Below are 12,560 nucleotides of genomic sequence, written 5' to 3' on the forward strand. Positions count from 1 at the left end.
TTTTAATTTTTAAAGATCATTATGCTGTTCAATGCCCGATATAACACCCTGCCACCTCGCCTGTACCATCATCAGCAGCCTGTACCCTTAAAAGGCTCAAAAGCAGGACATTTCAATGCTGCTTTGGCTGAACAGTTACAATGGTCGGATGAAGATAAAGCTCAATGGGTAGAGATTTGCAGCGGGCAAAAAATATTTGAGGAATTTGAGCCGCTAGCGATGGTCTATGCTGGTCATCAGTTTGGTCAATGGGCCGGCCAATTAGGCGATGGACGCGGCTTATTGATTGCGCAAATCATCGATAAACATGGGCAAACCATTGACCTGCACCTTAAAGGTGCCGGCTCTACGCCTTATTCACGCATGGGCGACGGACGCGCGGTGCTGCGCTCGACCATTCGTGAATATTTGGCAGGACATGCGCTTAACAGCTTAGGCGTTGCATCCAGCAATGCGGTGGGTTTTACCAGCTCCGAGCAAGGTGTGCAGCGTGAAAAATTAGAGTTAGGCGCAATGGTACTGCGTACATCTGACTGCCATATCCGTTTGGGGCATTTTGAATGGATCAATCAATATCAGGGTGATTTGCTACCTGAATTCACGCAAAAATGTATTGAGTGGCACTACCCTGAATGCTTAGATGCCGAACAACCTATTTTAGCTTTTGCCACTCAAGTCATTCAGCGTACCGCAGTGATGATTGCCAAATGGCAGCTGATTGGCTTTGCGCATGGCGTGATGAATACCGACAACCTGAATATTACCGGTTCAACATTGGACTTCGGCCCTTATGGCTTTATGGAGCGCTTCCGTCCAAATTGGATTAACAACCATTCGGACTACCAAGGCCGCTATACCTATCAACAGCAGCCAAGTATCGGGCATTGGAATTTATGGCAATGGCTGAATAATCTCGTTCCGCTCTGCCCTTCAGATTATGACAAAGAACAGTGGAAAGAAGATTTAGCTAAGTGCTTAGAGCATTTTGAACTGACCTTCTTGGAACATTATAAATTGGGCTTAGCTCAGAAAATGGGTTTGCCAAGTTTTCATAAAGACAGCTTTGACTGCGCCATGGCCTTTTTGCGTATTCTGCAAAGTGAGCAACTGGATTACTCGCAAAGCTTTATTCGTCTGCAAAATCATGAATATGAAGCCATTAAAGACGACTGCTTAGACCGCCGCGCCTTTGAAGGTTTCTTGGCACAATATGAAAGTATCCGTGAGCATCAGGACACCGATGCTTTAGATGCGGAAATGGCACAGGCCAATCCGCAATATATCTTGCGTAACCATATGGCGCAAAAAGCAATTGAGCTTGCTGAACGCAATGATTTTTCAGAAGTACAGCGTTTGTTTACATTGCTGAGCCAGCCATTTATTAAACAGCCTGAACTGGAAACAACAGAAGATTTAGGACCTTTACCTAGTGATGTGCCTGAAGTGATGGTCAGCTGCTCGTCTTAAAAAAATATCCACAAATCCACATTTCACTCGAATCAAAATTGTGGATAATTTAGACATTATCCACAATACCGAAATGGATGGACTGTAATGCCGTCCATCCTCTAAAAAATAATGACAAGAAAACGTATCACTATTTTTAGTTTCGCTACCCTCTTCTGTATTGTGGCGGCCTACCTTGCCTATCAAAAATTTGAAAAATATCTACCTACACCTGCCAATGCACTGGCCATTCCACCTGAATTAAGCGATTTGCAAATTCAAAAAATTCGCACAGAAACGCCGATCGACAGTATTCAAGTACATAAAGCTGAGCGTTATTTAGAGTTAAAACATCAGGATCAGGTCATTCGGCGTTACCCGATGCGTCTGGGTTTTCAACCGCTTGGACATAAAGTTCAAGAAGGTGATGGCAAGACGCCAGAAGGAACTTATCATATAGATTGGCGCAATCCGCAAAGCGCATTTTATAAATCTTTGCATATCTCTTACCCCAATGCGGCCGATAAACAGAAGGCTAAAAATCTAGGGGTTTCTGCAGGTGGTGACATTATGATTCATGGTTCGGCGACCAGTTTACAAATGAAAGCTGCACCACAACTGATGACGTATTTCCCACAAAAAGATTGGACTTGGGGCTGTATTGCAGTGCGTAATATTGATATGGATGAAATTTGGCAATTGGTAAATAATGATACCGTTGTTCATATTCATCCTTAGGCTTTAACGTTCAAGCTTATTTTTAGGTTATCCCCTATGATTGCATTACACGCTGTAGCTGCTAAGACGGCCTTAGCCCTGCCTGAAACTACATGCAGCCAGCCTTTTGGTGAAGGCTGTGATGTGTTTAAGGTGATGGAGAAGGTCTTTATGCTGAGTTTTCATTTGGAAGGCAAAGCGGCCATCAACTTAAAGGTGCTGCCAGACAATGGCTCAATGCTCAGAGATATTTATCCCTTTATTCGTGCGGGCTGGCATATGAATAAGCAGCATTGGATTTCTGTTTTTACAGATGAAGAATTAGAAGAAGAACTTCTGCAAGATTTGGTGCTGAACTCTTATGAATTGGTGGTATCGAAGTTAAACAAAGGACAGCGGCAGAGGATTGAATTGCTGAGGAGTGTTTAGATAACACTTCCCTTACCATCAGATTGTTACGAATTTCGTCTAATCGCCTTTATGTTAATTAGATAGTGAGTCTATGATATTAAATATTTTTTTAAATATAATTACTATTATTTCTATTAGCGTAATATGAATATGGAATACTTATTAGCTGAGAAAGACCGTTTTATAATTGAGCATGCCGTCGGAAGACTAAGTAATACGCTTCGGATATTTGGCGAAGAACATATGCGTTTCCACAGATTAGCAGATGTTGATCAAGAGGAGGCTATTAATAATTATGATCGTGGCTTTGAATTAATTTTAGAAAGTTTCCATACCCTGTATGACGTATCAAAAAAGTATTTTAATTTTTTTGAATTTGCAGAGAGCACATTGTTAATTCTGCTACGTAATGCCATTCATCATCGTGATCATAACTTGTTTAAAAGTTGGAATGCTCAAATGGCTTTAAATGATGGTTATAAAAAATTTTATGGAGCTAGCTTTCTTTTATGCTCTTATAAACCAATCGATGATGGTTCTCACGTGATGCAATATTACTATAAGCTTGAAGATATTTTAGATCGTCTTGATAGCACACGTAATTCACCTTATCTTGATACTTTTCTCAATCAAAAAAATAGAATAGCCCAATTAATATTATTGAATGAACAATTAAATTTTTCAAAAATAATAGCGTATTCTAAACAAGAGCGTTATCCATTGAGTCATATCTATATCAATATACTTCCGATATTGAATGGAGCTCTGAAAAGAGTATTCGAAAGATTGCTTCTGATAGGGATTAAATCGAATGGATTGGATGATGCAGTATATTTAAAACATTTCACTACAGTAGGTTTTTTTGATTTTGATGAAATATTATTCAGAAATGTAAAAATTATCTAAAACCAACTTTATACACGTTATATGAAATAATTTATTTAATCTAACATAAATCAATATCTTACAACAATCCGCTCTAGAATCCAGTGCTAGAGCGGTCTTTATATGAATGTTCTCTCAATTTTCGTACTTTGTTAGAACTTTTCAAAATCATTCTTTAGTAACAGTGAACAAAGGCTCGTCCCTAAGCCTTCATGGTATTAAATCTTCTTCGCTTGCATCACTTTAAACAGCACATACAGCAGTAAAATCCATACGGGCTGCATCAGCACCGACAGCATAAAGCCCTGATTCCACATGATGTATAAAATAATCAGCATGAACACCAAAACAAAATAGTTGGTGAACGGTGCAAATAATGCAGGAAACTTGGTCAGTATGCCCTGCTGATGCATCGCTTTTCTAAACTTCAGGTGAATCAAGCTGATCAGCATCCAATTCAGCACCGCAGCGCTCACCACGATATAAATCAAATAACTCAATGCTTTTTCAGGCAAGAAATAATTCAGCAGTACACAGCCAAAAATCAGCAAAGCAGAAAATAAAACCGCGGCAATCGGCGTACCGTGTTTATTCACCTGCTTAAATGCTTTTGGCGCATTGCCTTGTTCTGCCAAGCCCAGCAGCATGCGGCTATTGGCATACATGCCGCTATTACAGACCGAAACGGATGCAGTCAAAATAATAAAGTTCAGCAAATGTGCCGCCCAATCAATCCCCATCTGATTAAAAATCATCACAAAAGGACTATGATCCAAACCGCCAAGTTTCAACTGATTCCACGGCACCAGCGACAGCAGTACCGCCAAGGAACAGATATAAAATAAGAACACGCGGATCACGGTCTGATTCACCGCTTTGGGAATATTTTGATCAGGATTTTCAGTTTCAGCCGCCGCCATGCTGATCAATTCAATGCCGCCAAAAGCAAACATCATAAAGGCTAGCATGTAGAATAAGCCTTCAAAACCGTGCGGGAAGAAGCCGCCATGTACCCATAAATTACTAATCGAAGCGGTAGAGTCTGCGCCTGCTGTAAGTAGCAGGTATATACCAAAAATAATCATGGCAACAATCGCCACAACTTTAATCATCGACAGCCAAAATTCAGATTCTGCATACAGTTTGACATTGGCTAAATTGGCTAGCGTAATCACAGCAAAAAACACCAGAACTGAAACCCAAGCAGGCACATGCGGCCACCAGTAATTGATATATTTGCCTATCGCAGTCAGCTCGGTCATCACCACTAAAATGTAGAGAATCCAGTAGTTCCAGCCCGTTAAAAAGCCAGCAAACTTGCCCCAATATTTAAAAGCAAAATGACTGAATGAACCTGTGACTGGCTCTTGTACAACCATCTCGCCCAACTGGCGCATAATCAGAAAAGCAACCAAGCCACCAATCAAATAGCCCAGAATTATCGATGGTCCAGCCGACTCAATAATATACGCAGAGCCTAAAAATAGCCCTGTCCCGATTGCGCCACCCATTGCAATCAGCTGAATATGACGGTTCTTTAATCGGCGCTGCAGTTGAGGCATTTCGCTGCTCACAACACGTCTCATCTTATAAAAAAGTGGATTGTAGCCTGTGCAGCTCTTTGCAGCCAAATATTCGCAGTTTATTTCTGTATGAATCATTATGGAATACAGCGTGTGAGCTGCATTACTCCATAGCACTTGGTAATTTATAGGCTTGACAATACAGGCCATATGATTCCATTACAACATCCGAAATCTTTAGCCGCCAGTGTGCTGAAGTGGCTGAATATATTGCCCTTTCAAATATAAACAGCTCTCAATTGAGAGCTGTTTTTAGCATTCACCACGCTTGATGGTTGATTGATCGCGAATGCAGTACGCCTAAACCTATTCTAACCATTCATACTGCGGTGTCATGTAAATCTTTATTTACGCTGTGGCACTTCAGCCCAGCGTGCATAACTCTTCGTGCTTTTCAGCACAGTGCCCGCTTGTTTTGCAGCGACGCCACTATAGTCCTGAGAGAAACTATCTGAATTTTCATCAAAACTCGCACCATCAAATAATGGGAAAGTTCCGGCTTTTTTCTGAATCACCACATCATCAATCATCCAGCCGCGGAAACCGTTATAAAGTTCATCGACTGTTCTGAATTGGAATTTCAGTTGGACATTGGCCTTGCCTGCATATTCATCTAATGAAATTGCTTCTTGCTGAACAGCAGCCGGCGCGAGGTTAAAACCTAAATTACTGTATGGAATCGGCGCGCGCTCATATGCAGAGGACGGATCTGCCAGCGGGTTTAATCGAGCCAAGGTCTTAAAGCTGTTGCCACCGTCGGTAGAAACTAAAATATTCATCAAATCGAACCCTTGATTATTTGGATTGACCGACTCAATTTCCCACCATGTTTTAAAGCTTAAACTCAAAGGCGCATGATATTGGCTTAGATTAATAACAGGTGAAATCAATTCTCCCCTATTGTCATACTGCGAGGTGCCGCCATCAAACTCTAGAGCCGTGGATGAATCACTTAAAGCGCCAATAAAATTACCATTTACTTTGTCACCATACCAATATGCTGTATTGCCTTGCAGTGGCTCAGGTACCTTGCCTTGACTTTGGTCATTCGGCGCTAAGCGCACACGCTGATTTACTTGATTATTACGAATGTTGTGACCTTTGTTTAGCAACTGCCAATCGACATTAGCCACACTTGGTTGCGACCTTGTCCATGCATTGCGGGTTGCAGAGTCCACTTCAAAAGTTTCACGCCATACCACATCTGCAGATGCTGTTTCAGGCAGCACTTCAAATTGATAGCCCGATGCAGAAGAAGCAATGACCGTAACTTTTTTCGTAATAGTGTTAATTCCTGCACCGTTAATGGTGAGCGTGGCATTTTTCAATGCTTCAAGCAGATCATTGCTCACATTAAATGAAAGCGTGAAATATCCATTGGCATCAGTCAAAGCACTAACAAATGCGCCATTGGTCGCTGTACCGCCAGACAATGACACTTGCGCATTCGCCAAAGGTTTCCCTTTAAAAATCACTTGACCAGAGAATGTTCCGACCACTGCATCATTGACTGGTGCATCACTTAGTGTCTGACAGTCTTGGTCTAAGCAGTTGAGAACCACATTCAACACAATGCTCTTATTGGTATTTTTAGGATGGATCAAGAATGCCGAAACTGTAGACTGTCCATTTTTAGTGACCAAAACATAATATGTGCCTGCAGCCAATTTAGGCAGTTTAACGATGCCTTGAGCATTGGCAAGATAACTTTGACCTTTAAAATGAGTTGCTGTCGGTAAACTATTAATCGGTGGAAAGAACTGCTCAGAATCATCCGCTATAATTGTATTCGTTGCTATTTTCAGACTGCCTGCTTGTACTTTTTGCCATTCTTCATCACTTAAAATCTGAATCGACGCAGCATTTAATGCAAGATTATTTACATCCAACAGCGTCAGCTCTTCTACACTTTTTTGTACCATGGCATCGGCAACTGGCTCTGACGGTACGCTTCCTGTCTCATCACGATCACTACCACCACATGCCGTTAAACCCAAGACACCCGTGACCATTATTATTTTTGCAAATGCTATATTTTTCATCTGTTCTGCCCTCTAATTTTCCATTTTTAAAATTGTTATCTCTACATTGAACTCTGCCAGCCCAAACATACTGGTGAATATTCCAGCAAAATAATAACCAATTTTCATTAAATGCGCAAATTTCGCGTTTTTATGTGATTTTTATCATTCATCCAATTGCCATTGTTTTGCTGTAAAGGGATGCCCATTCCTTCAAAAATGGAATACTAATAAATATCTAATACTAATAAAAACTTTAAAAAATAAAAAATTTACGATATAAATAAAAATCGGTTATAGATAAATTCAAACTTATTCATAACCGAACAATTTAAATTCCATTATGACAATGCAAAGTTTTTTTTAATACATATCAATACGGTTAAATAAAACAACTGCTTAAAACTTTACACATTCTAAAGAAGCTAATCTGTTTACAGTCGCTGGTCCAACAGCACTTACCATAGATATTGCGCATATATTTGCGCGCCCATACGTTTTGCTTGGTTGGTATTGAATGAATCTGCTATGTATTTAAAACCAAAGTTTTCATGTTTGACGGAAAGGCCAAACGAATTGGTTTGGGGTTCAAAATGGATTCCCCACATTAGCCCTGTATTCCAATATGCATTGAGCTGCCAAAGACTTATATACTCATTTGAGATTGAACTGAGTCCTAAACTCCAAGCCTGCTCTGAGTCATAATTTAAATCTGTATAAATTTTAAATGGCAGCTTTTGCGCATAGGTCTTATCTTTATCAAACTCTCCCTGAATATCAAACCGTGGACGCTTATCTTGATCATAGCTGATGTTATATCGTGTGTATGGAGCATCTTGCCAATATAAATATGCCAATGCATCCTGAATATTAATTTTTAAATTCCAATTTTTTGCAATAGCACCTCTTAAAGTTGCATCTAGGGCATAGCCATACCCGCTATGCGCCTGCTCATTCCAGCCCATTTTATCTTCTTTCAAAGCAGGATGATCATAACTGTAATCTATGCTCCCATTCAGCCATTTGACGCGGTCCATAAGCTCTTGCTGATCTGTCGTTACCCCTAGCGCATTAATATGACCATCAATATAATGACGCCCAATTAACGCGGTTATACCCGTTTCTAAATTCCAATTCGAACTAATGGGCCATGTATAGGCAGCCCGAGACCCAACAGTATCAATATGCTGTGCTTCAAGCCTCAAGTCATACGTTGAGTTTGCATCGATAGGCAGTTCATTCTGTATTTGATAATAAAGCTTTGCTGTATCCTCACTGAAATTGAGCGCATAGTCATATCGCCAGATCCAGCTAAAATCCCAATTACCCTGCTTTACGCCCAATTGCATTAAACCATGAGCAAATGCATTTTTTCCTGATTTAAACTTAGAATCATCCCAATCATCTGTAAATGCATGAATCGCTAACGGTTCACTATAAACATCTGCTTGCACTTGATAATAGATAGCCTCTTGTGCATAGCTATAAAACGGGAGCGATAATCCCAATAATACTAATTTTTTTTTCAACATAGAAAAAAGGGGGAACATCGTTACCCCCTCTCCTTAATTCATTATTATGGTGCAATCATTAGCACAGTGTTATCGGTAAATTTCGCAGAATAAATGCTATTCGATACTCTATTGATCGTACCGTAGCTAACAGTACCGACTTTAATATCAGCAGAACTGAATTGATCTAAATCTGGAATTTCTACAAATGCACCATTCGCATGAGATACTCTTGACCAGATAATTGGAGATTGCGCGATCAGATTGTCAGTTTTTACATCTATATTTAATGTATTTTGATCAACTGTAACTTTAAGATTTGCTATCCCTTTTTGGTAATCATTCCTTTTAGCGTTAAGCAGTAAACTGAATGGCTTCACAGCAGCCCCCCCACCTTTTACGTTACCAGAGAGATTAACTGTCAAATCTGCATTAATAAATGCAGCCGCAGATTCGCCTTGGGTAATATCAAAGGTTTTAGTCAGATCATTTTTTAGCTTAATATTTGCATCTAAGCCTAAGTTTTCTGCTCCGCTTAAAGCTTCACCTTTCAAAATAATTTCATATGGAATAATTTGATTAAATGTTTCAGTACCATTTTTGAATTTAACTCGAGCAGCTTTGCTTGAAAGTTCAGTTAAATTCAGCTTCGCGTTTTGAGTTGTTAACAAAACATTTAAAAATTTAAATTGTGCCGTAACCGGAGCATTTTCACTTTCTGAGTCTTCCAGCTTGATAGCTGTATCATAAACAACTTGAGCGGTACTGTTGCTATTAAACCCTAAGCTTGATTCTAATCCATCCGCATTTTTAGCTGTGATTTTACCGCCTGAAACTATTTTAAAATCATGCTGTTTTGCAGATGCTGTGAATGGCGCATCCAACTTTAAATTGCTTACAGTAATCAAAACCGCATCGCTAAAAACATCTTTTCCAGTAAAAGTACTGCTATCCCAAATATAGTCCATCCAATATTTAGCCGATACACTTCCATTAACAGAAACTGAAGTCGGTGTTACGCTGATTTTAAGACCATTTTTGCTCAAAATATAATCTGGATAATATATCCCCCCATAGGTCGCATCATCCTCTAAAAGTGCCTCTAATTCTGCAGCGGTATAGTCTTTTGTGGAACCTTGAGCATCTTTCTGCGCCAATGAAGCTAAAGTAATGATGAGATCAGAAGCATTACTAATATCATTTCCTGCATTACTTACAGCATCAAATGCAGGCTCATACTGAGACTGCAAACCTTTAAAACTGTCAAAATAGGCAATAATATTGTTCGTAGTTTTGATTAATACTTTAGCTTTCTCTAAATCTGTTGCTGGATTTGATGGGTTAGCTGTTTCCCCATTTGAACCGCCATTATCTGAAGTCCCACCGCTACTAGAAGACCCGCCGCCACCACCGCCACATGCAGTTAAAATTACAGAACAGCTTATTGCTAATAAGGTTTTTTTTAAAATCATTATGTTTTTCCCTCTTAAAAATACAAATAAAAAAGCCTTTAAAAATTAAAGGCTTTTAAAAAAAGATTCAAGAACAAAAAGTAACATTAATCCTCTGGATATTCAAAACGGTAGCCAACGCCATACACAGCTTGAATCCACTCATGGCGGTTGCCAGTTTCAGCAGCATCCGAAATTTTACGGCGCAGGTTTTTAATGTGACTGTCAATGACACGGTCAGCCACCTCAAAACTGTCTGGGTTGATATGATCTAGCAATTGCGCACGTGAATATACCTGCCCCACATGCTCCAAGAACAACTCTAGTAAACGGAACTCCGTTGGCGTTAAGCTCAGCGCTTTTTGTTGATACCAAATGCGCTGCTGTGCTTTGTCCATACGGAATAAATCATTGACTTCGGGTTCTGCTTTTCGTTCTAAACGGCGTAATACCGCTTGCACACGTGCCACCAACTCTTTCGGACTAAACGGTTTGCAGACATAATCGTCAGCACCCATATTGAGCCCCAATACACGGTCAATTTCTTCAGTACGTGCAGTCACCATAATAATTGGCAAATCAGACTGCTCACGCACCTTGCGGCAAATGGTTAAGCCATCCATACGAGGCACCATCAGGTCTAAAATCATCAGACTCGGTTTACGTTGTGTGAAGCTTTCATAGGCTTCTTGCCCATCATGAAACATGCTGACTTCAAAGCCTGCAGCCTCTAGATAATCACGCACTAGCTGTGCAAGTTCCACTTCATCTTCAACCAACATGATATGTTTCATGCATGCTTCCTTTTAATGTTTCATCTGTTTGGGAAATGTCAATTTGCAACGCAAACCGCCCAATGGAGAATGATCAAAACTCAATTCTCCGCCCAATGCTCTAGCTATTTTTACGGATAACGCCAATCCTAATCCTGTACCACCGGTTGCACGCGTGCGCGAATCATCCACGCGATAGAAACGCTCACCTAAACGTGCCAACTGTTCATCAGTTAAACCAAATGGGCTGTCATCGACATACACGGTCCACTGGGTTTCATCCTGCTCAGTATGTACATGCACTTCACCACCAGCTTCCGTATAACGAATACTGTTGCCCAATAAGTTGACCATAATCTGTTTAAAACGGTCTATATCTAATTGTAATGAAGTCCCTTCGCCCGTTGCGGTAATTTTCAAATCTGCTTGCTCAAACTTCGGCTTAAAGCTTTCAACTTCTTGCATCACTACATCACACGGATTGAGCGTGGTCAAATAACAATTCAACTGCTGTGCATCGGCTTGCGCCAAATCCGCCAAATCTTTGGTCAATTTTTTCAAACTACTCACTTGATTGAGCATTGAGGCAAAATGCTCTGGCGTTGGCTTACGAATACCGTCCTGCATCGCCTCAATTTGAGCCTGCAACACCGCCAATGGCGTTTTTAATTCATGTGAAGTATCGGCAACCCATTGACGACGTGACGTTTCATGCTGATCGAGAATCACGGCCAACTGGTTCAATTCATTTGATAAATCGCCGAGTTCATCATTACGGTTCACCGCGACTTGATGTTGATAATTGCACTTGGTTAACTCACGTGTCCCCATTAACAAACGCTGAATCGGTTTTTTAAAGTAGGTCGCCAATAACAGTGCAGCAATTAAACTCGCAATAAAACTAAGCACATAAACCAATAATAAATAACGTTTTTGCTTACTAAAAAAGTTAATACTGATCGCATCATCTTGCTCGAGTACAGGTTTGAGTCCTAGATACCCCACGATTTGATTATTCACCATAATCGGACGATAAGAAATCTGTTCATCTGTCGGTTCACCCACGACAAATTGGCGCTGTGCATCATATAAAGATAAACGCGAACTCAAGCCCAAGCGGTCAGGCATTTGGATAAACTGTTTTTTACCACCATTGTTGGTATTGTTTTGAGATGATTGACCTGTATCTTTATCTTTATCTTTTTCATCCGCGTTCGCTTCTTTGGGGCGGAACACATTTTGATTCGCGCTTAAAGGAAATTTTAAACCTTCAAAGGGTTGAAACTCAGACGGTAAATTTTGTTCCAGCCATTTCAGCTCTTCAGTTTTTTGTTCCGCCGTTTGCTGCGGTGTCGCCAACATCGACGTTGCATTCAAACTATGATCTTGGAAATAGCGCTGCTGCAATGCAATGTCATATTGACGACGTAGCCACCACCGAGAGAGACGATCATAGTCATCGGGTGCTGCCTGCCCTTCAATTTGCAAAATCTGCGCCTGAATCGCATTGCCCCAATCATGATAAACCGTATACACATCGGCTAAATTTTCAATGACATGGTCAAGCTTTTGCATCTCGACATCGGCTACATATTTAGTGAAATTACGCTGCATATTCCAATGCAACACGCCAAGACTTACCGTTGTGATGACGAGCGTCGTCAACAGCACAGTCAGAAACAAGCGTAGGGCAATCGGGATACGACGTATTTTCAAAAGAGAACTCTCATTTTTCTTCTATATTCATTATTGTAGCGAACAC

10 protein-coding genes are annotated in these 12,560 nt (G+C 40.5%); 4 read left to right on the forward strand and 6 right to left on the reverse strand.

Going from position 1 to position 12,560, the window contains the following annotated elements; all coding sequences use genetic code 11:
• Window positions 1-21 precede the first annotated feature (21 nt).
• The 4 genes from FTT98_RS05170 to FTT98_RS05185 all read left to right on the forward strand — a co-directional run bounded on the left by FTT98_RS05170 (window position 22) and on the right by FTT98_RS05185 (window position 3,480).
• On the forward strand, window positions 22-1,467 hold the full coding sequence (locus tag FTT98_RS05170) for a YdiU family protein (RefSeq protein WP_180177087.1): 1,446 nt from the start codon (window positions 22-24) through the stop codon (window positions 1,465-1,467).
• 111 nt (window positions 1,468-1,578) lie between these two features.
• Complete coding sequence (locus tag FTT98_RS05175) at window positions 1,579-2,184, forward strand: murein L,D-transpeptidase family protein (RefSeq protein WP_180177088.1); 606 nt, start codon at window positions 1,579-1,581, stop codon at window positions 2,182-2,184.
• 36 nt (window positions 2,185-2,220) lie between these two features.
• Window positions 2,221-2,592 (forward strand): MmcQ/YjbR family DNA-binding protein, encoded by a 372-nt coding sequence (locus FTT98_RS05180; protein WP_218954595.1) that lies wholly within the window; start codon window positions 2,221-2,223, stop codon window positions 2,590-2,592.
• A 132-nt stretch (window positions 2,593-2,724) separates the two neighbouring features.
• Window positions 2,725-3,480: a hypothetical protein gene (locus tag FTT98_RS05185; RefSeq protein WP_180177089.1), complete on the forward strand. Its 756-nt coding sequence runs from the start codon at window positions 2,725-2,727 to the stop codon at window positions 3,478-3,480.
• A gap of 197 nt (window positions 3,481-3,677) precedes the next feature.
• On the opposite strand, the gene FTT98_RS05190 is transcribed toward FTT98_RS05185, so the two are convergent.
• From FTT98_RS05190 to baeS, 6 genes are all read right to left on the reverse strand, one after another.
• Window positions 3,678-5,033, reverse strand: a complete 1,356-nt coding sequence (locus FTT98_RS05190; protein ID WP_180177090.1) for an amino acid permease — start codon at window positions 5,031-5,033, stop codon at window positions 3,678-3,680.
• A 353-nt stretch (window positions 5,034-5,386) separates the two neighbouring features.
• The gene (locus FTT98_RS05195) at window positions 5,387-7,084 is read right to left on the reverse strand and encodes a carboxypeptidase regulatory-like domain-containing protein (protein ID WP_180177091.1); all 1,698 of its coding nucleotides are present in this window, start codon (window positions 7,082-7,084) and stop codon (window positions 5,387-5,389) included.
• 437 nt (window positions 7,085-7,521) lie between these two features.
• Window positions 7,522-8,613, reverse strand: a complete 1,092-nt coding sequence (locus tag FTT98_RS05200; protein ID WP_257230188.1) for a hypothetical protein — start codon at window positions 8,611-8,613, stop codon at window positions 7,522-7,524.
• Between the two features lie 26 nt (window positions 8,614-8,639).
• Window positions 8,640-10,046, reverse strand: a complete 1,407-nt coding sequence (locus FTT98_RS05205) for a hypothetical protein (protein ID WP_218946169.1) — start codon at window positions 10,044-10,046, stop codon at window positions 8,640-8,642.
• An 86-nt stretch (window positions 10,047-10,132) separates the two neighbouring features.
• Window positions 10,133-10,819, reverse strand: coding sequence for a response regulator (locus tag FTT98_RS05210; protein ID WP_111885370.1), 687 nt, complete (start codon window positions 10,817-10,819; stop codon window positions 10,133-10,135).
• Window positions 10,820-10,831: 12 nt separating this feature from the next.
• Complete coding sequence (baeS, locus tag FTT98_RS05215) at window positions 10,832-12,514, reverse strand: sensor histidine kinase efflux regulator BaeS (RefSeq protein ID WP_180177092.1); 1,683 nt, start codon at window positions 12,512-12,514, stop codon at window positions 10,832-10,834.
• Window positions 12,515-12,560 lie beyond the last annotated feature (46 nt).

It is taken from the genome of Acinetobacter sp. YH12039, assembly GCF_013420015.1.
Classification (GTDB): domain Bacteria; phylum Pseudomonadota; class Gammaproteobacteria; order Pseudomonadales; family Moraxellaceae; genus Acinetobacter; species Acinetobacter amyesii.

What these genes read in the sequence shown, in the direction of transcription:
- FTT98_RS05170 (WP_180177087.1), top strand. Translation starts at nt 22, where the DNA reads ATGCTGTTCAATGCCCGATATAACACCCTGCCACCTCGCCTGTACCAT.
- FTT98_RS05175 (WP_180177088.1), top strand. Translation starts at nt 1,579, where the DNA reads ATGACAAGAAAACGTATCACTATTTTTAGTTTCGCTACCCTCTTCTGT.
- FTT98_RS05180 (WP_218954595.1), top strand. Translation starts at nt 2,221, where the DNA reads ATGATTGCATTACACGCTGTAGCTGCTAAGACGGCCTTAGCCCTGCCT.
- FTT98_RS05185 (WP_180177089.1), top strand. Translation starts at nt 2,725, where the DNA reads ATGGAATACTTATTAGCTGAGAAAGACCGTTTTATAATTGAGCATGCC.
- FTT98_RS05195 (WP_180177091.1), bottom strand. Translation starts at nt 7,084, where the DNA reads ATGAAAAATATAGCATTTGCAAAAATAATAATGGTCACGGGTGTCTTG.
- FTT98_RS05200 (WP_257230188.1), bottom strand. Translation starts at nt 8,613, where the DNA reads ATGTTCCCCCTTTTTTCTATGTTGAAAAAAAAATTAGTATTATTGGGA.
- FTT98_RS05205 (WP_218946169.1), bottom strand. Translation starts at nt 10,046, where the DNA reads ATGATTTTAAAAAAAACCTTATTAGCAATAAGCTGTTCTGTAATTTTA.
- FTT98_RS05210 (WP_111885370.1), bottom strand. Translation starts at nt 10,819, where the DNA reads ATGAAACATATCATGTTGGTTGAAGATGAAGTGGAACTTGCACAGCTA.